This is a genomic window from Brevibacterium atlanticum (assembly GCF_011617245.1).
Lineage (GTDB): Bacteria > Actinomycetota > Actinomycetes > Actinomycetales > Brevibacteriaceae > Brevibacterium > Brevibacterium atlanticum.
Genome location: NZ_CP050152.1, coordinates 2,592,904 through 2,619,429, shown reverse-complemented (window position 1 = coordinate 2,619,429; position 26,526 = coordinate 2,592,904). Strand labels below are relative to the sequence as shown.

The following is a 26,526-nucleotide window of genomic DNA, read 5'->3' as shown; positions in this document are numbered from 1 at the left end:
GGCATGAAGGTTGCAATATCACAATTCGCATCAAGTCCGACGATCGCTGAGAACACCGCGCGCATTGTCACCGATGCTCACCGTGCAGCAGCAGAAGGCGCGACGCTGATGGTCTGCCCGGAGGCGGCGATGATCCGACTCCCAAACAAACATGAATCACTGGTCGGACGAGTCGAAGAACCAGACGGAAGTTTCGGCAGTGCGCTCGCAGAAGCTTCATCTGAGACCGGAGTGACAATCGTCGCCGGTGCGTTTACTCCCGGAGATGAGACTAAGGTGAAGAACACACTCTTCGTCGCGTCCGGGGGCGAAATCGTCGCCACCTACGACAAAATCCATCTTTACGACGCATTCTCCGACAAAGAATCGGACAAAGTGATCGCCGGTCCTGTCGAACCTGTCACCGTCGATGTGGACGGTGTAAGAATCGGTCTGGCAACCTGTTACGACCTGCGATTTCCTGAGATATTCCGAGTCCTAGCGGACGAGGGAAGCCTACTGGTGACGATCCCCACAGCATGGGTCAAGGGTGCGCTCAAAGAAGAGCACTGGCTGACCTTACTGAGAGCAAGAGCCATCGAGAATAGCTTCTTCATCGTTGGAAGTGGGGAAGCCGGAGAACGTTCCATAGGTCGTTCTGCCGCCTTCGACCCGATGGGTCTGCAATTGACCGATTTGGGAACTGGGAACTCATTCGGGATGGTGGACATCGATATTGATCTCGTCGCCCGCACGCGTTCGCTCAATCCGGGGCTGCAAAACCGCAGGTTCGAAGTGATCCCACGGAGACAAAATGCCTGAGGAGACAGAAAGCTCGGTACGTGCACCTCTTTTGAAAGTGGACGACCTCTCAGTCAGCTTCGAGATGTCAGGTAAGGGTTCGGCTGCAGTCGACAACGTGTCGTACGCGGTCAACCGTGGTGAGGTGCTCGCGATTGTTGGCGAATCCGGATCCGGCAAATCCGTGTCCTCGATGGCTATTCTTGGTTTACTTCCGCCCAATGCCCGGGTGCAGGGGAGGATTGAATTCGACGGAGAGAGTCTTCTCGAACTCAGCCCCGACCAACTGCGGCAGCTTCGAGGCCAGAAGATCGCGATGATCTTTCAGGAACCGATGACAGCACTGGATCCGGTGTACACGATCGGTGAACAGGTCGTCGAGGCTATTCGGGCTCACAGTCGAATGAGTAAGAACGACGCTCAGCGCCGAGCTCTCGAACTCCTTCATCTGGTGAGGCTTCCCGAGCCCGAACGTAGGATCAATCACTATCCTCACCAGCTGTCCGGGGGACAATTACAACGAATAGTCATTGCTATGGCAGTCAGCTGCGACCCGGATTTGCTCATCGCGGACGAGCCGACAACCGCTCTCGACGTCACTGTGCAGGCCGAGATTCTTGAACTACTGCGAGACCTCGGCGCAAGGTTGAACGCTTCGGTTCTATTCATCACCCACGATATGGGCGTGGTTGCCGACCTCGCGGATCGAGTCATTGTCATGCGCGATGGCCGAATTGTGGAGGAAGCTCTGGTGGGAGACCTCTTTGCTGCTCCGAAAGCGGAATACACTCAGAACCTTCTCGACTCAGTACCTCACCTAGGAAAGACCAAACACGAGGAACCGCCGCAATCTGCAGAAGTGAGCCACTTCGCAGGTACGCTCCCCGAATCGACCGTATTGAGTTTTGACAACGTCGATATCACCTACTCTGGCAGGATCGGGTCCGACGGTTTCAAAGCTGTCGAGGATGTCTCGATCGAAGTGCGTCAAGGCGAAGTTGTCGGACTGGTCGGAGAATCAGGCTCCGGGAAGTCCACACTCGGTCGCTGTGCCATGGGATTGCTGAAGCCAAGCGCCGGTAGCGTGTCAGTGTGCGGAACAGATATCACCTCATTGTCTTCACGGAAGCTCAGGCCCAAACGACACGAATTCAGCATGGTATTCCAAGATCCTGCTTCGTCGCTCAACCCTAGGCAGACACTTGGGGAGATCGTCGCGAAGCCACTGAAGCTTCACACAAAGCTACGGGCTGCGGACGTTCGTCGACGAGTGGAAGAGATGCTTGAAAGAGTCCGAGTGCCCAGCTCATGGGTGGATCGTTACCCACACGAGCTGTCGGGTGGGCAACGCCAACGCATCGGTATTGCCCGAGCCCTCGTCTTATCACCTCGTCTACTTATTGCGGATGAGCCGACATCTGCCCTCGACGTTTCGGTACAGGCGACGGTTCTCGATCTCTTCAAAGAACTGCAGAATGAACTTGGGTTCTCGTGTCTGTTCATCACCCATGATCTTGGAGTGGTGGAAGAACTCGCCGACCGCATCGCAGTACTCAGAGGTGGTCGTCTCGTCGAATTCGGAGCTGCGACAGATGTCCTTAATCGTTCCGAGCACGAGTACACGCGTCGACTCGTACTCTCTGCGCCAGTACCGGACCCGGAGGCACAGAAGAAGAGGAGAAGAGAGTTTGCCGAGGTGAGCTCGCGATAACAGAGAGCTCGCCCAAGGGCTTAGAATCGATCAAGGCTAACTGTGAGATGGCGGGAATGAAGGGAGAACCTGTTGGAGGCAAAGAGGCCGCTGGCGCGTTCGCTTGCATTCGACTGGGTCCGAAATGCCATTGTGTCCGGTGTCTACCACGGTCACGATTACATCGAGGAGTCGACAGTCTGCGAAGCTGTCGGTGTTTCTCGGACCCCGGTGCGCGAGGCCTTTAACCAACTCGCAGCAGAGAAGTACATCACTCTTACCCCTCGCCACGGAGCACAAGTCAGAGGCATCGGGGCTGAAGAGCTTCTCGAAGTCTATGAAGTGCGCCGACTGATCGAGGGGCGAAGCATTGAACTACTCTGCGAGACCAAGATTCCGGTGACTGACAAAGCTCTCTCCGCGTTGGAAGATCGGTTGCGAACCACTACTGCCCAACATGAGTCGCCCCTCGACCCAGAACTGCGAGTAACTGCATCTCAGACGGATTGGATGTTCCACTATTCGATCGTCAGTGCTGCGGGAAACTCCGTACTGTCTGAGACCTATGAATTCCTCAGATCGAGGCAACAACGAGTGAGCATCGAGACCGGAATGCGTTTCCCCGATCTCATAAAGAAATACGACGAGCATCACGTCGCGATGATAGAAGCGTGGCGCAGTTTCGACGAAGTTGAGTTCAAGCGGATTCTCTCCGAACACCTTCGGCCGGCCGAACGTATCCTCGCTTCGTTGGATGAAAGCTGATTGACTCAACCAGCGAGAGTCATGTGGAACGATCACTGCAACGGAGACTCAGTTCAACGGTCATCTATCCCTGCCTCCAACCCAACTTCACCGAGATCTCCCGAGCAGCCGCTTTCATCACAGGTACCAACGCCTGCATCCGATCCTTCGGCATGAAGGGGCGCGTGGCCGACAGCGAAATGCCGGCGACGATTTCCCCGCTGCCATCACGAATGGGAGCAGCTACGCACCGGATCCCCGGCTCGTTCTCCTCGAGATCGAGCGAAGCCCCGTCGCGGGTGTAGCTCTGCATTCTCTTGACGAATGCGTCCATCGCGGCGGAGTCAGCACCAGGGTTCTCCGCAACGAACAGACGCTCCCACCGGTCATCCTGCCCAAGAAGCAACGCCTTGCCCACACCGGTGAGCGTCATCGGCATCCTGTGGCCGATGCGGGAACGCATCTCGGCTCCACGGGTGCCCGGGATCTTATGGAGATAGAGCACCGACTCACCATCCTCGACCGAAAGATGGATCGTGTCCTGAGTTCGTTCGGCCAACGCCTCCAGGCTCTCCCTGGCCACTACGGGAAGCGGATCCTGATTGAGCGCGGTAAAACCATACTCAATCAGTGTCGGTCCCAGACGAAACTCGCCTGGCGACCCATGTCGCAGATACCCCATCTGCACCAACAGCTGAATCATCCTGTGCGCGCTCGACCGACCGACACCAGTCGATTCGACAATCGACTTCAGCGTCGTCGAGCCATGAGCCACGGCACTGACGATCTGCAGCCCCCTGGCCAAGGTCTGAGTGCCCTGCGGAATGGCCTCGCCCGCAACAGTTCCAGAATCCTCGATCATCACCCCAGTATGTCATCTATCCCACATATAAGGACACTGGTGGCGCATGATGGAACACCTGCCCATAGTGGCTCTTATGGTAAAACTGGCACCACCCGAGGCCCCACAGATGATCGGCCTCGACTGGGGAACGAGCTCGCTGCGGGCCTTCCTCATCGGCAGCGACGGACAGGTCCTCGCAGAACGCAACGGCTCCGACGGCATCATGGCCGTCAGCTCCGACACCACAGATCTCCGAGGCGACTTCTCCCGAATCGCTGAAACCGCGGTCGGCGATTGGCTCACCACCTACGGCCCCCTGCCGATGCTCGCCTCCGGAATGATTGGCTCAACACAGGGCGTCGCCGAGGCAGGCTACCTCGAACTGCCCACCGACCTCAGCGACATGGGCGGGGAACTGACCACGGTCGAACTGACGACCGGCGACCTCCGCATCGTCCCCGGCCTGCAGAAAGCCCCGACCGAGACGACTCCTCCCGACGTCATCCGCGGGGAAGAGACCCAACTGCTCGGCCTCCTCGGCGAAGAAGAGAACGAACCCAGCACGGTGATCCTCCCTGGTACCCACACCAAATGGGTGAGCTGCCACGGACAACGCGTCACCGACTTCACCACCTCGATGAGCGGAGAGCTCTTCGGCCTGCTCAGCAACTCATCAATCCTCAGCCGCCTCGCCGAACCCACCGCAGGCTTCCACTCCGAGGCCTTCGACTGGGGACTGAACGTCGGAGGCGACAACCCCGCCGCCGTGACGTTCTCAATCTTCTCCGCCCGAACCTGGGCTCTCGACGGACAACTGCGTCCCGAAGAAGTCAACGACTATCTCTCGGGAATGCTCATCGGTGCCGAGGTAGCCCACCAGCTCACCACGGTTACCGAGTCGAGCGCCCCCGTGATCGTCTGCGGAACCACAGATCTGACGAAACGCTACACCCGCGCACTGCACCGAGTAGGCCGAGAGACGATCAACGCGAATCCGCGTGCGGCCGCCACCGGTCTCTTCCGCATCGCCGAACAATCCGGCCTCGTCCCGACCAAGGAGCACACTCATGCCTGACACTGTCCCCTCCGGCCTCATCGCCATCCTCCGCGGCGTCCGCCCCGACGAAGTCCTCGACATCGCCGAAGGCATCGTCGCCGCCGGGTTCTCCGCCATCGAGGTTCCGCTCAACTCTCCCGACCCGCTCGACTCCATCACCGCATTGGTCGAACGGTTCGGCAACGACGTGGAGATCGGTGCCGGCACCGTGCTCACCGCGAACCAGGTCCGCGACTGCAAGCGAGCAGGTGCCCGCATCATCGTCGCCCCCGACACCGACACCGAAGTCATCCAGACCGCGCTCGGGATGGGCCTCACTCCCTACCCGGGAGCAGCGACACCGACCGAGGCGTTCGCCGCCATCAAGGCAGGTGCTACCAAGGTCAAACTTTTCCCCTCCTCGGCGATGGGGATCAGCGGGATGAAGGCCTGGAGCGAGGTGTTGCCTACCGGCACCAAGCTATTTCCCGTCGGGGGAGTAGGAGCCGACAACGCCGCCGAATGGCGCAACGCCGGAGCCGCGGGCCTGGGCCTGGGGTCCTCGCTCTATCGCCGAGGCGATTGTCCCGACGACGTACGCGTGCGGGCCGAGGCGATCGCCTCGGCGTGGGCGCACACCAACTGAACACCGATACATCAACGACAACATCCGAACGAAAGGCCCGACCAATGAAGATCACGTCGATGACGACGTACACAGTGCCGCCTCGGTGGCTGTTCCTCAAGATCGAAACCGATGAAGGGATCGTGGGATGGGGCGAACCCGTCATCGAAGGCAAGGCAGCAACTGTCGCCTCCGCCGTCGACGAACTCTCCGATCTGCTCATAGGCAAGGATCCTGCGAACATCGAGGACCTGTGGACGATCATGTACCGCGGTGGCTTCTACCGCGGTGGCCCCATCCTCATGAGTGCGATCTCCGGAATCGATCAGGCACTGTGGGACATCAAAGGCACGGCACTCGGACAGCCGGTCCACCAGCTGCTTGGCGGGAAGGTTCGGGATCGGATCCGAACATATTCGTGGATCGGCGGAGACCGTCCAGGCGACACCGCAGCAGCCGCACTCGAGACGAAGAACCGCGGCTTCACCGCAGTGAAGATGAACGCCACCGAGGAACTGCAGTTCATCGACTCGTACACCAAGGTCGACCAGGTCATCGAGAACGTTCAGGCGATCCGGGAGGCCACCGGTGAGGACTTCGGCATCGGCGTCGACTTCCACGGCCGCGTGCACAAGCCGATGGCCAAGGTCCTCATCAAGGAACTCGAACCCTACCGACTGCTCTTCATCGAAGAACCGGTGCTCTCCGAACACTTCGGCTCACTGCGCGACGTCATGGCGAACACGCCGACGCCGATCGCACTGGGTGAGCGGCTCTTCTCTCGGTGGGACTTCCGTGAGGTGATCGCTTCCGGCGCTGTCGACATCATCCAGCCGGACGTCTCCCATGCCGGCGGAATCACCGAAACGCGGAAGATCGCGATGATGGCCGAAGCCTATGATGTGGCGCTCGCCCTGCACTGCCCGCTGGGGCCGATCGCGCTCGCCTCCTGCCTGCAGGTCGACGCCGGCAGCTATAACGCCTTCATCCAGGAACAGAGCCTGGGCATCCACTACAACACGAGCAACGACCTGCTCGACTACGTCACCGACCCGTCAGTGTTCAACTATGACGACGGCATGATCGACATCCCGTCCGGCCCCGGACTCGGCATCGAGGTCAACGAAGAATACGTCATCGAACGCTCCGCCGAGGGGCACCGGTGGCGCAACCCGATCTGGCGGCACACCGACGGCTCCTTCGCGGAATGGTGACGGGACGGAATCGGTAGAAGAGAAGGGCGTTCAACGATGAGCTCAAAGACTGAAGCTACAGTGTCGCGACGCGTAGCCTCACCGGGAAGAGCCCGGTGGTGGATCCTCGGATGGCTGCTCGCAGCGATGATGATCAACTACATGGATCGATCGTCACTGTCGATCGCAGCTCCGCACATGATCGACGAACTCGGTCTGACCGCCGCGGACATCGGGCTGTTAGGTACGGCGTTCTCACTGACGTACGCGTTCTTTCAGTTGCCAGGTGGATGGCTGACTGATCGCCTCGGTGCGAAGCCGGTATACGTAATGGCGTTGGGGTTCTGGTCGATCGCCACTTCACTGATGGCTTTTGGTCACCACATGTGGCATTTCATGGTGTCTCGAGTCCTGCTCGGAGTTTTCGAAGCCCCGGTATCGCCCACTTCGGCGAAGATAGTCGCCGAGTGGTTCCCACCCCGAGAGCGCGGAGCCGCAGTCGGCGTCTACGACTCGGGAAGTAAATGGGGACCCGCCGTCGCTCCGCCGATTCTCACCTTCCTCATTCTGGGCTTCGGGTGGCGGGCAATGTTCGTCATCCTCGGTGTGCTCGGTGTCATCGTGGCAGTGGGCTTCTGGGTCTTCTACCGTTCCCCGGAGCATGACCGAAGGGTCTCGGCGGCTGAACTTGAGCACATCCGAGCTCGAGAAGAAGACGACAATGCCCCGACTGGTCACATCCCTTGGTTGAAGCTCTTCACCAAGCCCCAAACTTGGGCGATGGTGTTGGGATTTGTCGCCGTCGTGTGGACACTGAATATCTTCGTGACCTTTCTGCCTCTAATGCTCAATGACATCTACTCTGTGGCCGATGCCGCACTGGGGTGGTACACGGCGATTCCATTCGCGGTCGGAGGCATCGGCGGTATCCTCGGCGGCTGGTTCACCACAAAGTATTCGCGGATGCGGGACCAGTTAGCTCCTCTAGTCTGCAAACGACAGATCGCTGCGATCTATGGCGGCGCGCTCGCCGTATGCTCTGTCCTTGTCGGAATCACTACCGGCCACTTTGTTCTCCAACTGTCGGCGATGAGCCTTGCACTGTTCTTCTGCGGAGCACTGAGCGCCGTGGGGTGGTCAATCCCTGCTGATGTGGTCACTGGTAGTCGCGTCGCCTCACTGGGATCTATCCAGAACTTCGGCGGCTACTTCGCTGGTTCACTCTCGCCGTGGCTCACCGGAGTCTTGGTGACGACCACAGACTCATACCTCGTTCCCTTCCTCCTGGGCGCCGTCGTCGCAGTAATTGCGGGAATCGCCTACCTGCTCCTGCTGCGGGCTCCGATACGCGTGGCCAGCAACCCAACAGAAACCGGAAACCCGACGTCATGACGAAACTCGACAGCGCAGTCACTACACGTCCCACACGGATTCGCTACATCATCGCGGTTCTGCTCTTCATCACCGTCGTCATCAACTACATGGACCGGGCCAACCTGTCCATCGCGATGCCGGCACTGTCCCAGGAGTTCGACCTCACCACGGGCCAGCAGGGACTGTTGCTCTCTGCGTTCGGCTGGACCTATGCCGCAATGCAGTTGCCCGGCGGGTGGCTCGTCGACCGAGTGCGACCGCGCGTGCTCTACGCCTCGTGCCTGGTGCTGTGGTCCCTGGCCACACTCTTCATGGGAATGTCCGGCGGATTCGTCGCCCTCATCATCCTCCGGCTCATGGTCGGTGGGTTCGAAGCGCCCGCCTATCCCATCAACAACAAGGTCGCCACTGCGTGGTTCCCGGAGCGCGAACGCGGACGCGTCATCGCCTTCTACACCTCGGGCCAGTTCATCGGTCTCGCGCTGCTCACTCCAGTGCTGTCGTGGCTGCAGACGGTGCTCACCTGGCACTGGGTGTTCATCCTCACCGGTGTCGTCGGCATCATCTGGGCGGCGATCTGGTGGTTCGTCTACCGCGAGCCGCGCGACAAGTCGGGAGTCAACCAGGCCGAGATCGATCTCATTGCATCGGGCGGGGGATTGGTTGATGTCGAGACGGGTGTGAAGAAGGAGGCCAAGCCGAAGCTCAAGTGGTCGGACGTGAAGGTCGTGCTCACCCGCCGGAAGCTCTGGGGAATCTACCTTGGTCAGTTCTGCCTGACATCGACGTTGTGGTTCTTCCTCACGTGGTTCCCGACCTACCTCGTCGACTATCGCGGAATGGACTACATCGAGTCGGGCTTCATGGCCTCTCTGCCGTTCATCGCCGCGCTCGTCGGTGTGCTGCTCTCCGGGTGGGTCTCCGACTTCATGGTGAAGAAGGGACTGTCACTGGGTACGGCCCGGAAGCTGCCGATCATCATCGGCCTGGCAATGACAGTGTTCATGCTAGGCGCCAACTACACGGACTCGTCGGCCCTGGTCATCGTGTTTATGTCGATCGCATTCTTCGGCAACGGTTTCGCCTCGATCACCTGGTCGCTGGTGTCTGCGTTGGCACCCGAGCGACTGTTAGGTCTGACCGGAGGAATGTTCAACTTCATCGGCAACCTGTCATCGATCGCCACACCGATCGTCATCGGCTTCCTCGTCACCGACGTCGACTTCGCCCCGGCATTCGTCTACATGGCCGCGATCACGATCGTGGGCGTGCTGTCGTACGTATTCCTAGTGGGACGGGTGGAACGAGTGGAGGAGTGAACGTTCACGAAGTGAGAAGGTGAACAACTCGGTCCTGTGTCATAAGAAGAACGCTTCTTGGGGAGCTCTGCAGGGAGCGACAATTTTGGGAATCAGAGTCTAGTCTTGGCAATTTGTCGATCGAGAGGCCTGTCATCCTGGTCGCTCAGTTCAAACCGTATAACTGAGACCAGCAACTGTAAGTCCGGCTAACCGACCAGTCGGAGCTCCGGCGACTGCATGTGGGTATCCGGGTGCGGCCCGTTCCAGCGCGAGCAAGGCTCGGTGAGTTTGAACGTTCATGTTCATATACAGTTGGCATAGACATTGGCCGTTGGTTCGAGATGTGGAAGACAAGATGTTTAATCGACACGTGGTGGAGCTTCATAGCGAATTAGCCTCTGGCGGCAGGAAGTGAGCGACGTTTCCGACGGTGGGAGCGCAAAGGACAGAAACGCTCTCGATGTTGACGTTCTCGGCAACGGAAGTGAAGGTAGGGAATCGGAACCACCGAGGCAACGCCGCGCTTCTCTCGTGATAGAGGCAGTGCGTATCCGAAACTTTAAACGGATCAAGGATTCGCGGATCGAGTTGGGACCGATCACCTATTTGGTTGGCGGCAACAATTCGGGAAAGAGTAGCGTGCTGCAGGCGATCCACACCGCGGTCAGTTGCGCTCAGGCATCAGTGGAGCTGGGGCAGCAAGTCATCGCTGAAGCTAGCCTGCGCTATTCTCCGGTAGCTGAGTTCTCCCTCCTCGGCCATGGTGCTCAGTACTCAAACCGAGGCGACGGACTCCGCGGTTCCGTTCTTTTTGAAGGTACGCCGGTAGATAATGACGTGCCTTCGGAGTATCGAATCGAGATGTACAAGGCTCGAAACCACAATAATGTAGGCGTTGACAGGTCCGGCACTTCACTAGGATTCGGTCAGGTTATTTGCGATCCGAAGAAGCTTTTTAGTGTTTATGTTCCCGGGCTAGCAGGGGTTCCTCATCGAGAGGAAATGAGTGGGTATGCTGCCGTGTTCCGCAAAGCTGCGAGTGGTGACGCGAATCTTGTATTCCGAAACATCATTCGTCTCCTTTCCGACCGAGACCTCTTGGGAAGACTCGAAGAAATGCTTGAGTCTGTTCTGAAGGTTCCTGTCTCGTTCCTGGTTCAATACGATCCGGATCGCGACCTTTATGTGGACGTGCGGCTTGCCACGGGGGAATCTGTGCCAAGGAGGGATCATCTTCCCGTGGACCTGTGGGGGACCGGGATCCTGCAGATAACGCAAATATTCGCGTACGTACTTCTGTTTAGGCCTGCCCTTCTGCTTGTTGATGAGCCGGACAGTCATCTTCACCCATCCCGTCAGAAGGCGCTTGGCGTAGCACTTGAGCGTATTGCCGTGGATTTCGAATGCAAGGTTATCGTTTGTACGCACAGCCGGCACTTGATCACTGGGGCATCCGAATCTGTCAAGGTGGTTTGGATGAAAGATGGTGAAGTTGAGGCAGATGATCAGCGAGGTCTAACTGCGCTCCTAATGGATCTCGGTGCTCTAGATCAATTAGATCTGAATAGCAGCGTAATCCTCTGTACTGAGGATGAAGACCCTTGGGCATTGCGTCTTGCGCTCCGTGAAGCGGGTTACTCTGAAGATGACGTCAAGATTGCTTCATTTAATGGGCTTGGCAATAAATATACAGCTGAAGCGTTCCAAGAAATGTCTGAAATGATGGCAGTGTCCCCGCGGGTGATTGTTCACCGCGATCGAGACTTTCTCACTGCCGCCGAGTTAAGGGAATGGTCGCGTGTATTTGACGATCGAGGCATTGAGGTCTTCTCGCCGACTTTATGCGACACGGAGGCGTATCACGCAACGGTTGATCATATCGTTAAGGTGACGGGCCTTGCCAGTAAAGATGCCACGAGAATCCGTTCAGAGGTTCTAGAGGATTGGTTACCCCAGTTAAAGAAGAAGCATCGAGACAAGCGCCGCGCGATCAACCGGGAGTACCTTGACGGTGGTGCTCCTCGTACTGATGAGCTATGGCCTGATGGCGCAGCGCCTACTGAAGAGATGCTGTACGGAAAGTTGTTGCTCACGCAAGTGCAGAAACGCCTTAAGGAACTTGGGCACCTTGATAAGTCACGATCTCTCCACAGCGTCGCAAGTAGTTCGCTCGCTGGCGAGCTAAAAGCTTTCCTACAGCGAGGCGAAGATTCAGCGGAGTTCCACAACAGAGTGACCTCAGGGAGGCAGAAGTGAGCGAGGGCAATTTGGGCGGTCCCGAGCATCAGCAGGTTCGGCTCCCCACTATCGAAGAGCTTGTCAGGGTCGGCTGGGACCGGGAACAACTGCAGTGGGACCCGGAATGGAGGGTGCCCAAGTCTCCACACGACGCTTCAAGCCGAGAGGCGGGACGATCGTTCTCGTCTTGGCCCGTGGACCTCGCAATCTTCGAAGATGCCAGCACCGTTGGTTCGTGGGAGCACGTCCTAATAATCTGTGAGTTCAAAGCTCCGGACCTCGCTGAAGGCGTGTCTCAACTCGAGACGTACCTCGCGCGTGAATCACGCGCACGGATGGGGTTTTGGACGAACGGTACCGATGACATTCGCGTTTATAAGTTGCCGGATGGTGGCTTCTTACACGTCAAAGACCGCGGTGTCCCTCAGCCGGGCGAAGACCTCACCAAGGCTTCGAAGCAACCGCTCACGTTCAGGGATATGCGGGTGCCTCAAAACGGGCAGCTGCGGTCGGTCTTCAAACGACTCCTCGACGTCGTCGTGGCACGGGACAGCCGCGCGACGCGATCGGACGTGCAGCTCGATCAGCTTTGCAATCTGTTGTTGATGAAGCTGGAGTCCGACACCAACGGCGAGTATGACGTCGATAAACCGCTAGCTTTTCAACTCAGCGAGGCCGGTGCCGCGTACACGGCTCGAAAGGTGCGCGAGGAGTTCAAAGCGCTGAAGAACCTGCGCCCCGAGATTTTCGCAGAGGACGAAAACACGGACCTTATACTCGACGACGACACGATCGCAGAGATCGTGTACGAGCTGTCCGCTCTCAACCTGCTCGCCGTACGGCCGGAGGCGATCTCCTCCGCTTTCCAGGTCTTTAGGCGAGCCAACCTGAAAGCTGGGGAGGGCCAGTACTTCACGCCTGCTCGAGTCATTGAGGCGAGCATTGAAGCTCTCGACATCCAACCCACCGACAAGATAATTGATCCTGCTTGCGGCACTGGCGGTTTCCTGGTGGAATCATTCCTCTCGATCCTCGCGAAGGGCACCGGAGCGCGCGCCGAAGCTCAGGCCCGCACGTGGGCGCACAGGCAGGTGTTCGGCGTCGATAAGGACTCGATCAACGTCAAACTCACACGTGCGTTGATGGTGAGCCTCGGAGACGGCTCCGTTAACATCCACGCGGGCGACTCGATCCGTAAGAACCGGTGGAAGTCGGACTATCCCTATCTCGAGACTCCGTTGAAGGACGGGTCGTTTACGGTCGTCGTGACGAACCCTCCGTTCGGCAAGAACCTCAAGGTGAGTGCCGCGGACTCACGTGCGAATGGCTACACGATCGCCAAACAGGCCAAAGGCAAGTACATTGACCTCGAGATCGGTCTGATCTTCCTTGAACGTGCCTATCGCCTGCTGGCGAGCGGTGGACGCCTGGGCATCATCCTGCCGGAGACGTACTTCTTCTCCTCGACGTACCGCTGGCTACCGGATTGGCTTGAGTCACGGTTCGTGCTGCGGGGCGTGTTCAACATCCCGATGGAAGCTTTCCAAGGATTCTGCCGCGCAAAGACAAACCTCTACGTATTCGAGAGGAAATGATCGCAGATGGTTCATAAACCAGCTTGGTTCACCGAGGGACAGGTTTTCGTCTCGTACGCGCCGACGGTAGGGATCAATAAGGACGGCGAGGAGCTCTATGTCGTCGACGAGTTGACCGGGCAACGCACTGGCGTCATCGACGACAAGCTATTGGACGACGTTAGAAGCCTGGAGTCCGGGGAGTACACGGAGACCGGTCGATGGGTCGACGCCGACGACCTTACCGGCCGTCTGTTGGCTGTGCCGGCATACTTCGATGCGCGCCCTATCACCGACTTCGAGGAGATGATGAGTCGCCCCGAGATGAAGGAATTCGAGGCTCTCACCATTGAGGAGTTGGTCAAAAAAGGTTGGGTCACGACTCAAGGCGGGCACGGCAGTCCGTCGGCTGACCTTCGCCGCGGGACCGTCCCGTACATCAAGGTTTCCGACATCCGCGCCGGGCAGATCAACATCAACCCGACCAACCGCGTGAGTGAAGTAGTGGCACGTAGGTTCTGGAAGGGCAACGAGTCCGGGCTTCAGCAGTGGGACCTGATCACGCCAATCCGCACCAGCAAAAACATTGGTGAGTTCGCAGTCCTCATGCCTGGGCAGGAGCACGTCGTGCTTACCAAAGAGATGCTAATTCTACGAGTGACCGACGAGGCGCCCTTCGACAACTTCTATCTCCTCTGGGCCCTGACGCTAAAGGCAGTGCGCCGGCAGTGGGAGCGAGTCATTTTCATGCAGACCAACAGGGAAGATGTCGGAAGCCGATACCGCGAGATCGTCCTCCCGATCCCACCGAGCGAGAACATTGCGTTCAGCCGGTCAGAACCGTTTCGTACCTATTACGAGGGGATCGACAAGCTGCGCAAGCACCTTGTTTCGTATCTTGAATCGGACGACAAGCACCACCTCTTCATCTCGACCGCTGCAATGGCTCTCGAGGAGGCCCCGGAGCTGTGAGCGCGATTCGGTACCGGGGGCATGGGTAGTACCTTGCCGTTGTTGGCAGTATGAACGACATGACGTTTCGTAAATCGAAGCAGTATGTCGAGACGGCCGTCGAGTCGCTGACGCTCGTCCATCGAATTGTTTTGTCAGCTGGCCCCGACGGGGCCAGACCACACGACGGTCACGATGGTTGCCCACCCTTTAGAGTTGCTGTTGAGAGCTGTGATCTATAAGCAGCGCAATGAGGTCAAGTTCTCCGGCTACGATCCTTCTTTCAATTTCGGCAATTTCGTCCCCGTCACAGAGATCTCATTGGGATTCACCGATAATGGCGACTGAGTTCTGCGCTCGCTATTAGAGATGATCAGGGCGCGTTGACGCACGACGTCATTGAGACTCGCGAGGACGTGCTCCAGTTGCGCTTGAGGTTGGCCGCGACGAGTTTCCTAAAGGTATTGCTCGGCCTCTCCGGTCAGAATTTCACTGACGTCATGCCTAGGCGTTTGCTCCCTGCATCGAACATTCTGACCACGAACGTCGGTCTCGTCATCGGCACGAAAGCAGTGATACGGATGTGGTTTGGGGGCGCTCGCGTACTTGATCGCGACTGACACCCCGGGCATGTTGGCAGATTAGCTTCAGCGCCAGTAGGACTGGACCAATATGACAGATCGTAGGCTATGTTCCGCAAGCCGCGTGAAATCACCTCGAACTCGAACCGCTCGAAGCTGCCGGGAACCGTTGAAACAGATGATGTCGAGTTCGGCGGGGTCGAGCACCAGCGCAAGAGCCACCGACTCACCGACTCGACGGCAGTCTCGTGTAGCGTCGCCAGCGAAGCTCGCGGACGGGGGTCCAGCCGCAGACTCTAGGAGATCGTACACATACTGCTCGACCTACCGTGAGCACATTACCCATCTTAAATGTCAAGGCGGACACTACCTTGCACACCGATTGGTGGCAGGGTTATGCGGAAATGAGCAAAATTGGCTCGGTAAGGGGGTCCGCGCAGCTAACACAAGGCTTGACGAGACAGCGACATCAAACACGTCACGCTCTGCGCCCATCGGGCAATCTCAAATCCAAAGTCCCGGATCGATGGCACTCACTGAATCGTCTCGCGTGACTACTCTCAGGAATAACTCGACGAATTCGTCTGATGCCGGACCTCAATGGCTGTTTTCCAGACGCTCCTTGGACTCGCGGCCAAATACGGCCTCTTAACTCATGCTTAGCCGTCCAATCAAGGCTGATCACTTCAGAAGAAATCTGAGCTAAGCGGATACGCGCTATCAGGGAAACTCAATATTTCGGTCGTGAGCTGACTTTCCATGCGATCCCCATCGCTTCCGCCTTCTCGACGACGCGACTCGGCAACTTGCCTTGACGGTAAGCTTGGCGTAAGCGTGCGATCCATGCTCCGGCGCGCGGCCATTCCTTAAGTCCGTCGATTTGCTTTACGTTTATGTGGCCGTGTTCCTTGTAGAACGGCTGTAGGCTCTCTAGCCGTGCCAGTTGTTCGGACTCGCGGCGCTGCGCTCCAGTCAACCGCACTGGCTTGTCTCGGTATGGTGGTTCAAAGCGCAAGCCGATTCCTTTGGCTTCAGCAACTTGGCTGTCAGACAACTTTCCGGCGCGGTGTTTGTTGCGTAACTCACGTACCCAGAGACCAATTTTCCAGTCGAGCCAGACCTCGGTGTTCTTGGGATTTGCATGACCATAGGTCCGGGCATAAGAAGCGAGACGTGCCATGCCTCGCTCGAAGTCGACCCCTTGCCGCACCATCTTCGCCGCTAACCTATTTGGCTGTGCAAGCACGCAACTGAACCGCCGCGTGGTCGATGCCGCGCCGACGGGCGTTCGGGAACGCCTTCGTGTATTCGATCTGCAAAACCTCGCACCTGTCCCCTTCTTAGGCAAGCAGAAGGATCATGAAACTCCATATTCGGCCACGGACGTCCAGGCCTGCCTTTGATAAGTATGTCGTGTGTTCTGCCAAATATTCGACTACTTGCGGACTTACAGTCTGCTACAGCCCTGAAAGCAGGTCAAGAGCTAGCGTGATGCTTGACCTTTGCCCAGAGGGGTACTTTGAGGAACGCCTCTATTGAATCGGATTCCTGGTTCAATTAGCGAGTTTGAACGATTACTGAACCGCAGTATGTCGAACGAATCAAATGGCTCTTTGAGGAGAATTTTTCTAACGAATTGAGTGGAATGGGCCTCCTTGATCTCAAATAGAGTATCTGCCTATTTGGTTGGTGTTGAATGTACTTAGTTCTTCGATGGCTGAGGATTTGAGGGAATCGGTTTGTGGTGAGTTCTCCTGCTCTGTCGTTATTCGAAGGTAAGGGGCTGCTGTGTAGTGATTGGTAGATATCGTTGAACATGCTGTCGCAAATTACTGCAGGTGGGGCTAGTTAGGCCTGCACGACTATTACTGGTCGTGCAAGTACACTTCTCGGTTTCTGTGCTGAGGGCCGCACGCTGTCCGCAATTCCAATGATGCGAGTTCGTCCTGCTTTGTAATTGACCCAAGTTTTCTGGTGACCCTGTACCGTCGCTGTTGACTGACGTCCGCGCTCTAGGACCGACTCGGCAACCCTGAGGCGATAGCCGGGGTTGAGGTGCTGATCGGTGTCCGTTGAATCGGCAAGGGCTCGCAGATATTCATCGGTTGATAGGCCCAATTCCTCTTTTATCAATTTGCTGAGTGAATTCGGATATGACGGATATCCGAATGCTGGAGCTGAGGTGGTTGGGGCCTCAAGAGTGGGGTCGTTATCGGGTGATCCTAGCATTATTAGTTTGGTATTGGATCTACTTTTGATATTTGCAGATAGCCACCAGCACCAAACCATTCTCATGCCCCCGTAGCGCATGAATGGCGAAGTTCCTATTTCTGTGTTGGTGACTGTAGCGGTGAAGACCTGGCCTTCTTGTTTCACGTCTTTAAGTTTGGATATTCTAATTCCGGCTCGTCTGATCTGTGCGTAGACTGCCTTGTATTCGGAGTTTGGCTGTCGCTTTAAAATTGTCGTAAGTGCCAGTCTCGCAGAAAACCCCATTTTGCTACCGCCTAGCTCCCCAGTGGCCTCGATGGGTTCAGGTTCGGCGGATCGACCAACCAGTGTTTCAATTGCTCGATTCGATGTATATATTGCCATTGTCTTCTCTCTGTCGAAGCTAAACTCTAAAGATAGACATGCGCGGTGCGCGTGAATGTAGTGAGCGTAGTTGAGCTTTGAAAAGTCACTATCTAGTGTTTCCTATTGAACTTGAGATAGGGGTGAACAGCTACTAGTGCAGATGCGGATAGAAATGGTGCGATGCGATTCTATTGCTTAGTGTGAAGATGGGCTACTAGGCCGTGAGTACAACCTTGCCGGTCGTTTCGCGTCCCTCAAGCGCACGATGCGCATCAGCGGCATCGGCAAGTGCAAACGTCGCGCCAATGCGGAAGTTGAGCCAGCCGTGTTCGATACCGTTGAAGAGCATGGCCGAACGCTTCGCCAGCTCCTCCGAGGACCGGACGAACCATGCCAGGGACGGACGGGAGAGGAAGATTCCGCCCGATGAGTTCAGGCGCTGAATTTCGAACGGCGGCACCTGACCCGAGGCTCCGCCGAAGAGCACCATCGAACCCAGCGGCTTGATCGACGCCAGCGATGCATCGAACGTGTCCTTGCCGACCCCGTCATACGCGACATCGACACCCTCGCCGTCCGTGAGCTCCTTGACCTTCGCCGTGATGTCGACGCCGTCACCATAGAGGAACACCTCATCCGCGCCGGCCTTCCGCGACAGCTCCGCCTTCTCCTCGGTGCTCACCGTCGAGATGACATTGCCGCCCAGATGCTTGATGATCTGCGTGAGCAACAGTCCCACACCACCGGCGCCAGCATGGACGAGTGCCGTCTGTCCAGGCTTGATCTCATGCGAACTCGTCGCCAGGTACTGCGCGGTCAGGCCCTGCAGCGGCATCGCCGCAGCCACCTCGGCGCTCACACCCTCAGGAACCCGCAGCAGGTTGTTCGTATTCACTACGACCTGCGTCGCATACGATCCCGGCGCCTCGTGCCAGGCGACACGGTCACCGACCTGCCAACTCTCAACGCCCTCGCCCACCTCGGCGATGCGACCCGTGCCCTCAACGCCGACGATGTGCGGGTACTCCATCGGGTACACGCCCGAACGACGATACGTGTCGATGAAGTTCACACCCGCCGCCTCGATATCGACGAGCACCTCACCAGCGCCCGGCTTCGGGGTCGGAACCTCACCGAACTCGAGCACCTCGGGTCCACCAGCCTGCATCGCAAGCACTGCCTGGGTCATCACGCCTCCTGCATATAAATTAATTGCCTGGTATGGTTATACATATGAACGATCTTACGGTTGCCGTCTCCGGTGCCACCGGATACGCCGGGGGAGAGGTCCTCCGGCTGCTGAGCACTCACACTCACTTGAACGTCACGACGGTGTGCGGACATTCCACTGCTGGCGAGAAGCTCGGCCGACATCAACCCCATCTTGCCCGATATTCCGACTTCGTGGTCCAAGAGTCCACCGCCGAGGTGCTCGCCGGCCACGATGTCGTCGTCCTCGCGCTCCCACACGGACAGTCCGGACAGATCGCCGCCGAGCTCGAATCCACGAGCCCGGACACCCTCATCGTCGACCTCGCCGCCGACCATCGCCTCATCAGCGCCGACGCCTGGGAGAAGTTCTACGGCTCCGCCCACCAGGGCACCTGGACCTACGGTCTGCCCGAACTCCTCACCGCCGACGGTACGAAACAGCGCGAGGCCCTGAAGTCGACGAAGCGCATCGCTGTGCCCGGCTGCAACGTCACCGCCGTGACGCTCGGCCTCGCCCCGCTCATCCAGGCCGGGCTTGCCGCACCGACCGGGCTCAACGCCGTGCTCGCCAATGGCGTCTCTGGCGCAGGCAAGGCACTCAAGCCGCATCTGACCGCCGCTGAGATCCTCGGCAATGCCTCCCCGTATGGCACCGGTGGCACCCACCGGCACGTGCCCGAGATCGAACAGAACCTCAACGGTCTCCTCGGCGCCGACGCCGCCGACGGTCCCACCCGGATCTCCTTCACCCCGACGCTCGTGCCCATGGCCCGCGGAATCCTCGCGACCATCACTGCGGACGCTGGAGAAGCCGCACCGCGGACCGCCGAAGGACTCCTTGACGCCGCTGCTCTCAAGGACCAGCTGGCTGCTTCCTTCGCTCAGGCCTACGGTGACGAGCCGTTCGTCCGTGTCCTGCCCGAAGGTCAGTGGCCGCAGACCGCGGCGACGATCGGGTCGAACGTCGCGCAGGTCCAGTTCACCGTCGACGAACGCGCGGAGAAGATCCTCGTCGTCGTGGCCTTGGACAACCTCGTCCGCGGCACCGCCGGACAGGCCCTTCAATCCATCCATCTGGCACTCGGCCTCGACGAGGCCACCGCACTTCCCCTCGAAGGAGTTGCCCCATGAGCGTGACCGCACCCCTCGGCTTCAGTGCCGCAGGACTGACCGCAGGGCTCAAACCCTCCGGCACCAAAGACCTCTCGCTGGTCATCAACGCCGGACCGTCGGACGCCGTCGCCGCTGTCTACACCTCGAATCGGTGCAAGGCCAACCCCGTCCTCTGGTCCCAGAAGGTCTCGGCGGATGGGCACGCCCGCGCCGTCGTCCTCAACTCCGGGGGAGCGAACTGCTACACCGGCGACTTCGGCTACGAGACGACGATCCTGACCGCCCAGACCGCCGCGCAGCTGCTCACCGAGACCGGCACCGACACGAGCCCTGAGGACATCCTCGTCTGCTCGACCGGACTCATCGGCGTCGGCGGTCAGGACTTCCGCGACGCGATTGTCGACAACCTCGCCCCGCTCGTCGCCGCCGCCGACACGAGCGTCGAAGCCGGCCAGTCCGCCGCCGAAGCGATCATGACCACCGACACCGTCGCAAAGACCGCCACCCGCGAAGGCTCAACCGGCTTCACGATCGGCGGCATGGCCAAAGGCGCGGGCATGCTCGCACCCGGCTTAGCGACCATGCTCGTCGTAATCACCACCGACGCCGCCGTCGACCAAGCTGTGCTCGATGCGGCACTGCGGTCAGCGACGAACCAGTCCTTCGACCGCCTCGACACCGACGGGTGCATGTCGACGAACGACACCGTCATCCTCATGTCCTCGGCCGCCCACGACGCGACCGTCGACACCGATGAGTTCACGGCACTGGTCAAAGAGGTCTGCCTCGACCTCATGCACCAGCTGCACGTCGACGCCGAAGGCGCCCACCACGACATCGCCATCACCACCCAGGGCGCAGCCAGCGAAGACGACGCCGTCACAGTCTCGCGTTCGGTCTCCCGTTCGGCCCTTTTCAAGGCCGCAATCTTCGGGGAAGACCCGAACTGGGGTCGGGTCGTCGCCCAGGTGGGAACCACCTCGGCGGAATTCGATCCCACCCAGATCGACGTGATCATCAACGGCGTCGAAGTCTGCCGCGCCTCGGGACCCTTCGACGACCCCGAGAAAGTCGAGTTCCGACGACAGGTCGACGTCGTCATCGACCTCCACGCAGGCGATCACACCGCCACGGTCTGGACCTCAGACCTCACCCACGATTACGTCGAAGAGAACAGCGCCTACTCCACATGAACAGCCCCGTAGACATGTCCACGAAATCCACCGCCGCCCGGCTCGCCGCCGCCCAGGTCAAGGCCGAAGCGCTCACCGAAGCGCTGCCCTGGATCAAGACCTTCGCCGGCGCCACCATCGTCATCAAATACGGCGGCAACGCAATGATCTCCCCGGAACTCCAGCAGTCCTTCGCCGACGACATCGCCTTCCTCCGCTTCGCCGGCATCCGCCCCGTCGTCGTCCACGGCGGCGGCCCGCAGATCTCCGCCATGCTCGCCCGCCTCGGTATCGAATCCGAGTTCAAGGCGGGGCAGCGCGTGACCACCGAGGAGGCCGCCGAGGTCATCCGCATGGTCCTGTCCGGCCAGGTCAACCGCGATATCGTCTCCCGCATCAACCAGAACGGTGACGCCGCGATCGGCCTGTCCGGTGAGGACGCCGACCTCATGCTCGCGCACAAGACCACCGCCGAGGTGGACGGGCAAACCGTCGATCTCGGCCGGGTGGGCGAGATCGCCCAGGTGAATACCACCGTGCTCACCGAACTCCTCGACGCCGGACGGGTGCCCGTCATCTGCTCGATCGCCTCGGAGATCGGGGGAGAAGCGGGAAAGCCGTTGAACATCAACGCCGACCTGGCTGCCTCGGCGGTGGCGAAAGCATTGAAGGCGGACAAACTCATCATGCTCACCGATGTGCCCGGCCTCTACGCGAACTGGCCGGACACGTCCTCGCTCATCTCCCGCATCGGCCCGGCCAAGCTGCGCGAACTCTTGCCCTCACTCGACTCGGGCATGATCCCGAAGATGACCGCCGCCCTCGAAGCGATCGAGGACGGCGTGCAGCAGGCCCACATCATCGACGGCCGGATGGCGCATTCGCTGCTGCTCGAGGTCTTCACCTCGGAGGGCATCGGCACCATGGTCGAGGACACCATCGTCGAACCTGCACCGCTGGGCGACGGACACACCACGGAGGTCAAACATGACTGACACGACAGAAACACAGGCAGCGGGCGGTTCGGCTGCTGGCCAGGCTGCGGGCGATCGGGCAGCTAGCGATCGGGCTCAGGCCGATCAGGTGTACGCGGATCAGGCGCAGACGTGGCGTGATGACTTCTCCCGCGTGCTGTCCCCGGTGTTCGGGTCCCCGCAGCTCGACCTCGTCCGCGGTGAGGGCTCCTACGTGTGGGATGCTGCGGGCAAGCAGTACCTCGACCTGCTTGCCGGCATCGCCGTCAACGCTCTCGGCCACTGCCACCCCACCTGGGTCCAGGCCATCACCGAACAGGCCTCGACGCTCGGGCACATCTCGAACTTCTTCACCTCCCCGGCGCAGATCGGCCTGGCCGAGAAGCTCCACGACGTCCTCGACCTGCCCGCCGGCTCGGCCGTGTTCTTCTCGAACTCCGGCACCGAAGCCAACGAGGCGGCCTTCAAGATGGCCCGCCGCGCAGGGGGAGGGGGACGCCCCTTCATCATCGCCATCGAGGGTGCCTTCCACGGCCGCACCATGGGAGCCCTCGCCCTGACGGCGAAGGAAGCCTACCGCGAACCCTTCGCCCCCGGAGTCCCCGGAGTCGTCCACGTTCCCTACGGTGACATCGACGCCCTTGAGGCCGCCATCAACGAGAACACGGCCGCCGTGTTCGTCGAACCCGTGCAGGGAGAGGTCGGCGTGCGCACACACCCGGCCGGCTACCTCACGGCCGTGCGGGAACTGACGACGAAGGTTGGGGCGCTCATGATCCTCGACGAGGTGCAGTCGGGCATCGGCCGCACCGGTTCCTGGTTCGCCCACCAGGATCCCGAGATCGGAGAGGGTGTCGTCCCCGACATCATCACCTCGGCGAAGGGGCTCGGCGGCGGCATGCCCATCGGCGCGACCATCACTGTCGGCGATGCGAACACGAAGCTGCTCGAAGCCGGCCAGCACGGCACGACCTTCGGCGGCAACCCGATCGCCTGCGCTGCCGGACTCGCCGTGCTTGAGACCATCGAGTCAGACAACCTGTTGACCCATGTCGCCGAGGTCAGCGACTGGCTGAAGATCCAGCTTGCCGCAGTCGACGGCATCGGTGAGATCACCGGCAAGGGACTGCTCCTCGGTCTCGAACTCACTGCCGGGCCCGATGGGAAGGTGCCGGACTCGAAGGCCGTGGCTGCACGGGCCCTCGAGGCCGGGTTCATCATCAACCCCGTCGCCCCCGGCCGCCTGCGCCTGGCCCCGCCCCTGACCATCACGACCGAAGAACTCGCCCCGTTCGTCGAAGCACTGCCCGGGCTCATCGCCGGCTGAGCCACTGACTCAGCGGTCGCAGGAAATCAGCAGTCGCAGAGACTCAGCCGTCCCGCCACTCAGCGTTCGCACGGACCGCGGGGCCACCTCGGCGCCGGCACCACTCACTGAACACCGAAGGACACGTTATGACACGCCGCTTCCTCAAGGACACGGACCTCACCCCGGCCGAGCAGGCGCAGGTCCTCGACCTCGCTGTCGAACTCAAGGCCGCCCCGTACTCGCGGACCCCGCTGGCCGGCCCGCAGACCGCCGCGGTCATCTTCGACAAGACCTCGACGAGGACCCGCGTGTCCTTTGCCGCCGGCATCGCCGCGCTCGGGGGACAGCCGCTCATCATCAACCCCGGTGAGGCGCAGCTCGGGCACAAGGAATCCATCGCCGACACCGCCCGCGTGCTGTCGCGGATGGTCTCGGCGATCATCTGGCGCACCTACGCCCAGGCCGGGCTCGAAGAGATGGCCGAATATTCCTCCGTGCCCGTCGTCAACTCCCTGTCCGATGACTTCCACCCCTGCCAGATCCTGGCCGACCTGCTCACCATCCGCGAACACCGCGGCGACGTGGCCGGGCAGACCCTGACCTATTACGGGGACGGGGCGAACAACATGGCGAACTCGTACGCCCTTGGCGGAGTCACCGCCGGCATGCACGTGCGCATCGCAGCCCCCGTCGACTATCAGCCCGCCGAGGCGATCGTGACCGAAGCCAACGAACTGGCTCAGACGACAGGGGGATCGCTCACCGTCACCGACGACCCCGTCGCCGCCGCGCACGGTGCCGACGTGCTCGTCACCGACACCTGGGTGTCCATGGGCCAGGACTCTGCTGGACGCGACGACGAGGCTTCCCCTTTCACGAAGTATCAGGTCAGCCAGGAACTCATGGAACTCGGCAATAACCCGATCTTCCTCCACTGCCTGCCCGCCTACCGCGGCAAAGAGGTCACCGCCGAGGTCATCGACGGCCCCGCCTCGGTGGTCTTCGACGAAGCCGAGAACCGCCTCCACGCGCAGAAGGCGCTGCTGACCTTCCTCCTGGAGAACCGATGAGCGAGAACGTGAGCGGCGGGACCGGCGGGTCGAGTGGCGGGGCGAATTCGGCACCGCTGACGAAGACCGCCCGCCAGCAGAAGATCATCGACCTTATCACCCGCCAGTCGGTGCGATCCCAGATCGAACTCGCCGAGGCGCTCGCCACCGACGGCATCACCGTCACTCAGGCGACGCTGTCGCGCGACCTCGCCGAGGTGGGGGCCGTGAAGATCCGATCGACCGCCGGATCCGTCTACGCCGTTCCCGGTGAGGGCGGGGACCGGTCCCTGCAGCAGTCGACGGGGGAGTCCCTCGACGCGAAGCTGCCGCGGATCCTCGAGGAACTCCTCGTCTCCGCTGTCGCGCAGGACAATATGGTCGTGCTGCGCACCCCGCCGGGGGCCGCACAGTACCTGGCCTCGGCGATCGACCGGTCCTCGATGACCGGGATCTTCGGGACGCTGGCCGGCGATGACACGGTGCTTGTCATCGCCGATTCCTCGGTTGGGGGAGACACTGTGGCCGCGACCTTCCTCGAGTACGCGGCCGGCGGGCTCGGCGAGGGCTGAGCGTCACCTTCGCCGTGCACGCGTGGTGGGTGCCGCCTCGGCGATGGTCGCTCTGACTGTGGGCCGGCCAGACCTGGAACAATGTTTAACGAATTTCCTTATGACAATGATCGGACCGACACGGATGAGCGTCGGTTGAGAAAGGACGAGCTGTGAGCGAACGACTGAGCCTGTGGGGCGGACGATTCTCCGACGGTCCGGCCGATGCCCTGGCCGCGCTGAGCAAGTCCACGGACTTCGACTGGCGCCTGGCGAAGTACGACATCGCCGGCTCCAAAGCCCACGCGAAGGTCCTCTACCACGCGGGTCTGCTCAGCGAGGACGAACTTGCCGGCACGACCGATGCACTCAACGAACTGCTGCGCCGCGTCGAGACCGGCGAGTACGTGGCCGCGGAATCCGATGAGGACGTGCACTCCTCGCTCGAGCGCGGACTCATCGAGATCGCCGGTCCCGAGCTCGGCGGCAAACTGCGGGCCGGGCGCTCACGCAATGACCAGATCGCGACGATGGGGCGGATGTACCTGCGCGATCACGCCCGCGAGGTCGCCGGCCTCGTCCTCGACACCGTCGAGGTGCTGATCGCGCAGGCCGAGGCCCACCCCGAGGCGCCGATGCCCGGACGCACCCACCTCCAGCACGCACAGCCCGTGCTGCTGGCCCACCACCTGCTCGCGCATGCGTGGCCGCTGCTGCGCGACGTCGACCGGTTCGTCGACTTCGACTCGCGTGCAGGAGTGTCTGCCTATGGTTCGGGTGCTCTGGCCGGGTCGTCGCTCGGGCTCGACCCGCAGGCCGTGGCCGCGGACCTCGGGTTCAACGATTCGGTGGAGAACTCGATCGACGGAACCGCTTCGCGTGACGTCTTCGCCGAGTACCAGTTCATCACGGCGATGATCGGCATCAACCTCTCTCGCCTGTCCGAGGAGGTCATCGCGTGGGCGACGAAGGAGTTCTCGTTCGTCACCCTCCACGACTCGTACTCGACCGGGTCGTCGATCATGCCGCAGAAGAAGAACCCGGACATCGCCGAGCTCACGCGCGGCAAGTCTGGTCGCCTCATCGGTGACCTCACAGGTCTGCTCTCGACGCTCAAGGCGCTGCCGCTGGCGTACAACCGGGACCTGCAGGAGGACAAGGAACCGGTCTTCGACGCCACGGACACGCTCGAGCTGCTGCTGCCGGCGTTCACCGGGATGATCGCGACGCTGACGTTCAACACCGAGCGGATGGCCTACCTGGCACCGCGCGGATTTGCGCTGGCCACGGACATCGCCGAATGGCTCGTGCGTGAGGGGGTGCCGTTCCGAGTCGCCCATGAGCTCTCGGGAGCCTGCGTGCAGCTGGCCGAATCGCGCGACGTCGAGCTGTGGGACCTCAGCGATGAGGACTTCGCCGGAATCTCCGAACACCTGACCCCGGCTGTGCGCGAGGTGCTCACGACGCTGGGATCGATCGACTCGCGTAACGCCAAGGGCGGCACCGCCCGGTCGGCCGTCGACGCGCAGATCGCGAACGCGAAGGCCGAGGTTGCTCGTCTGCGTGAGTTCGCGGGGTCCGCGCGGAGCGTGTGAGGACTGACCGTGGCGGATTTCGGCAAGTGAACCATTGGCTCTT

General features: G+C 60.4%; 21 protein-coding genes. 18 read left to right on the top strand and 3 right to left on the bottom strand.

The window, feature by feature from the left end:
• The first annotated feature begins 3 nt into the window (after positions 1 to 3).
• From GUY23_RS11690 to GUY23_RS11680, 3 genes are all read left to right on the top strand, one after another.
• The gene (locus tag GUY23_RS11690; RefSeq protein ID WP_166972518.1) at positions 4 to 801 is read left to right on the top strand and encodes a carbon-nitrogen hydrolase family protein; all 798 of its coding nucleotides are present in this window, start codon (positions 4 to 6) and stop codon (positions 799 to 801) included.
• Complete coding sequence (locus GUY23_RS11685; protein WP_166972516.1) at positions 794 to 2,491, top strand: ABC transporter ATP-binding protein; 1,698 nt, start codon at positions 794 to 796, stop codon at positions 2,489 to 2,491. The genes GUY23_RS11690 and GUY23_RS11685 overlap by 8 nt, the downstream gene beginning before the upstream one ends.
• Before the next feature lie 72 nt (positions 2,492 to 2,563).
• Positions 2,564 to 3,235 carry a GntR family transcriptional regulator gene (locus tag GUY23_RS11680; RefSeq protein WP_166972514.1) on the top strand — a complete coding sequence of 224 codons (672 nt, stop codon included), beginning with the start codon at positions 2,564 to 2,566 and terminating at the stop codon, positions 3,233 to 3,235.
• 64 nt (positions 3,236 to 3,299) lie between these two features.
• Here the strand turns inward: GUY23_RS11680 and GUY23_RS11675 are convergent, their stop codons facing one another.
• Complete coding sequence (locus tag GUY23_RS11675) at positions 3,300 to 4,076, bottom strand: IclR family transcriptional regulator (RefSeq protein ID WP_166972512.1); 777 nt, start codon at positions 4,074 to 4,076, stop codon at positions 3,300 to 3,302.
• Between the two features lie 76 nt (positions 4,077 to 4,152).
• Between GUY23_RS11675 and GUY23_RS11670 the strand changes: the two genes are divergently transcribed.
• The 8 genes from GUY23_RS11670 to GUY23_RS11635 all read left to right on the top strand — a co-directional run bounded on the left by GUY23_RS11670 (position 4,153) and on the right by GUY23_RS11635 (position 14,371).
• Positions 4,153 to 5,133 carry a 2-dehydro-3-deoxygalactonokinase gene (locus GUY23_RS11670; RefSeq protein WP_166972510.1) on the top strand — a complete coding sequence of 327 codons (981 nt, stop codon included), beginning with the start codon at positions 4,153 to 4,155 and terminating at the stop codon, positions 5,131 to 5,133.
• A complete protein-coding gene (locus tag GUY23_RS11665; RefSeq protein ID WP_208085336.1) occupies positions 5,126 to 5,740 on the top strand; it encodes a 2-dehydro-3-deoxy-6-phosphogalactonate aldolase in 615 nt (204 codons plus the stop codon). The genes GUY23_RS11670 and GUY23_RS11665 overlap by 8 nt, the downstream gene beginning before the upstream one ends.
• Positions 5,722 to 6,933, top strand: coding sequence for a galactonate dehydratase (gene dgoD / locus GUY23_RS11660; RefSeq protein WP_228282254.1), 1,212 nt, complete (start codon positions 5,722 to 5,724; stop codon positions 6,931 to 6,933). The genes GUY23_RS11665 and dgoD overlap by 19 nt, the downstream gene beginning before the upstream one ends.
• A 126-nt stretch (positions 6,934 to 7,059) precedes the next feature.
• Positions 7,060 to 8,304, top strand: a complete 1,245-nt coding sequence (locus GUY23_RS11655) for an MFS transporter (RefSeq protein ID WP_166972506.1) — start codon at positions 7,060 to 7,062, stop codon at positions 8,302 to 8,304.
• Positions 8,301 to 9,605 carry an MFS transporter gene (locus GUY23_RS11650; protein WP_166972504.1) on the top strand — a complete coding sequence of 435 codons (1,305 nt, stop codon included), beginning with the start codon at positions 8,301 to 8,303 and terminating at the stop codon, positions 9,603 to 9,605. Before GUY23_RS11655 ends, GUY23_RS11650 begins: the two co-directional genes overlap by 4 nt.
• Positions 9,606 to 9,998: 393 nt before the next feature.
• Positions 9,999 to 11,843: an ATP-dependent nuclease gene (locus GUY23_RS11645; protein WP_166972502.1), complete on the top strand. Its 1,845-nt coding sequence runs from the start codon at positions 9,999 to 10,001 to the stop codon at positions 11,841 to 11,843.
• Positions 11,840 to 13,420 (top strand): HsdM family class I SAM-dependent methyltransferase, encoded by a 1,581-nt coding sequence (locus GUY23_RS11640; protein ID WP_166972500.1) that lies wholly within the window; start codon positions 11,840 to 11,842, stop codon positions 13,418 to 13,420. Before GUY23_RS11645 ends, GUY23_RS11640 begins: the two co-directional genes overlap by 4 nt.
• Positions 13,421 to 13,426: 6 nt before the next feature.
• Positions 13,427 to 14,371 (top strand): restriction endonuclease subunit S domain-containing protein, encoded by a 945-nt coding sequence (locus tag GUY23_RS11635; RefSeq protein ID WP_166972498.1) that lies wholly within the window; start codon positions 13,427 to 13,429, stop codon positions 14,369 to 14,371.
• Positions 14,372 to 15,661: 1,290 nt separating this feature from the next.
• Here the strand turns inward: GUY23_RS11635 and GUY23_RS11630 are convergent.
• A complete protein-coding gene (locus tag GUY23_RS11630) occupies positions 15,662 to 16,144 on the bottom strand; it encodes a helicase associated domain-containing protein (protein WP_266096819.1) in 483 nt (160 codons plus the stop codon).
• Between the two features lie 1,578 nt (positions 16,145 to 17,722).
• Complete coding sequence (locus GUY23_RS11625) at positions 17,723 to 18,697, bottom strand: quinone oxidoreductase family protein (protein WP_166972495.1); 975 nt, start codon at positions 18,695 to 18,697, stop codon at positions 17,723 to 17,725.
• A 44-nt stretch (positions 18,698 to 18,741) separates the two neighbouring features.
• On the opposite strand from GUY23_RS11625, the gene argC reads away from it, so the two are divergent.
• From argC to argH, 7 genes are all read left to right on the top strand, one after another.
• Positions 18,742 to 19,851, top strand: coding sequence for an N-acetyl-gamma-glutamyl-phosphate reductase (gene argC / locus GUY23_RS11620; protein WP_166972493.1), 1,110 nt, complete (start codon positions 18,742 to 18,744; stop codon positions 19,849 to 19,851).
• On the top strand, positions 19,848 to 21,026 hold the full coding sequence (argJ, locus tag GUY23_RS11615) for a bifunctional glutamate N-acetyltransferase/amino-acid acetyltransferase ArgJ (protein WP_166972491.1): 1,179 nt from the start codon (positions 19,848 to 19,850) through the stop codon (positions 21,024 to 21,026). The genes argC and argJ overlap by 4 nt, the downstream gene beginning before the upstream one ends.
• Before the next feature lie 14 nt (positions 21,027 to 21,040).
• Positions 21,041 to 22,000 carry an acetylglutamate kinase gene (gene argB, locus GUY23_RS11610; RefSeq protein ID WP_166972489.1) on the top strand — a complete coding sequence of 320 codons (960 nt, stop codon included), beginning with the start codon at positions 21,041 to 21,043 and terminating at the stop codon, positions 21,998 to 22,000.
• Positions 21,993 to 23,306 carry an acetylornithine transaminase gene (locus GUY23_RS11605; protein ID WP_166972487.1) on the top strand — a complete coding sequence of 438 codons (1,314 nt, stop codon included), beginning with the start codon at positions 21,993 to 21,995 and terminating at the stop codon, positions 23,304 to 23,306. Before argB ends, GUY23_RS11605 begins: the two co-directional genes overlap by 8 nt.
• Positions 23,307 to 23,434: 128 nt before the next feature.
• On the top strand, positions 23,435 to 24,358 hold the full coding sequence (gene argF, locus GUY23_RS11600; protein WP_166972485.1) for an ornithine carbamoyltransferase: 924 nt from the start codon (positions 23,435 to 23,437) through the stop codon (positions 24,356 to 24,358).
• The gene (locus GUY23_RS11595; RefSeq protein ID WP_166972483.1) at positions 24,355 to 24,909 is read left to right on the top strand and encodes an arginine repressor; all 555 of its coding nucleotides are present in this window, start codon (positions 24,355 to 24,357) and stop codon (positions 24,907 to 24,909) included. The genes argF and GUY23_RS11595 overlap by 4 nt, the downstream gene beginning before the upstream one ends.
• A 152-nt stretch (positions 24,910 to 25,061) precedes the next feature.
• The gene (gene argH, locus GUY23_RS11590) at positions 25,062 to 26,483 is read left to right on the top strand and encodes an argininosuccinate lyase (protein WP_166972481.1); all 1,422 of its coding nucleotides are present in this window, start codon (positions 25,062 to 25,064) and stop codon (positions 26,481 to 26,483) included.
• The last annotated feature ends 43 nt before the right edge of the window (positions 26,484 to 26,526 follow it).

Excerpts from the sequence above, each read along its gene's own strand:
- GUY23_RS11675 (WP_166972512.1), bottom strand. The coding sequence starts at position 4,076 with ATGATCGAGGATTCTGGAACTGTTGCGGGCGAGGCCATTCCGCAGGGC.
- GUY23_RS11655 (WP_166972506.1), top strand. The coding sequence starts at position 7,060 with ATGATGATCAACTACATGGATCGATCGTCACTGTCGATCGCAGCTCCG.
- GUY23_RS11650 (WP_166972504.1), top strand. The coding sequence starts at position 8,301 with ATGACGAAACTCGACAGCGCAGTCACTACACGTCCCACACGGATTCGC.
- argJ (WP_166972491.1), top strand. The coding sequence starts at position 19,848 with ATGAGCGTGACCGCACCCCTCGGCTTCAGTGCCGCAGGACTGACCGCA.
- argF (WP_166972485.1), top strand. The coding sequence starts at position 23,435 with ATGACACGCCGCTTCCTCAAGGACACGGACCTCACCCCGGCCGAGCAG.
- GUY23_RS11605 (WP_166972487.1), top strand. The coding sequence starts at position 21,993 with ATGACTGACACGACAGAAACACAGGCAGCGGGCGGTTCGGCTGCTGGC.
- GUY23_RS11685 (WP_166972516.1), top strand. The coding sequence starts at position 794 with ATGCCTGAGGAGACAGAAAGCTCGGTACGTGCACCTCTTTTGAAAGTG.
- GUY23_RS11665 (WP_208085336.1), top strand. The coding sequence starts at position 5,126 with ATGCCTGACACTGTCCCCTCCGGCCTCATCGCCATCCTCCGCGGCGTC.
- GUY23_RS11635 (WP_166972498.1), top strand. The coding sequence starts at position 13,427 with ATGGTTCATAAACCAGCTTGGTTCACCGAGGGACAGGTTTTCGTCTCG.
- GUY23_RS11690 (WP_166972518.1), top strand. The coding sequence starts at position 4 with ATGAAGGTTGCAATATCACAATTCGCATCAAGTCCGACGATCGCTGAG.
- GUY23_RS11595 (WP_166972483.1), top strand. The coding sequence starts at position 24,355 with ATGAGCGAGAACGTGAGCGGCGGGACCGGCGGGTCGAGTGGCGGGGCG.
- argC (WP_166972493.1), top strand. The coding sequence starts at position 18,742 with ATGAACGATCTTACGGTTGCCGTCTCCGGTGCCACCGGATACGCCGGG.
- GUY23_RS11630 (WP_266096819.1), bottom strand. The coding sequence starts at position 16,144 with ATGGTGCGGCAAGGGGTCGACTTCGAGCGAGGCATGGCACGTCTCGCT.
- GUY23_RS11670 (WP_166972510.1), top strand. The coding sequence starts at position 4,153 with ATGGTAAAACTGGCACCACCCGAGGCCCCACAGATGATCGGCCTCGAC.
- GUY23_RS11625 (WP_166972495.1), bottom strand. The coding sequence starts at position 18,697 with ATGACCCAGGCAGTGCTTGCGATGCAGGCTGGTGGACCCGAGGTGCTC.
- argB (WP_166972489.1), top strand. The coding sequence starts at position 21,041 with ATGTCCACGAAATCCACCGCCGCCCGGCTCGCCGCCGCCCAGGTCAAG.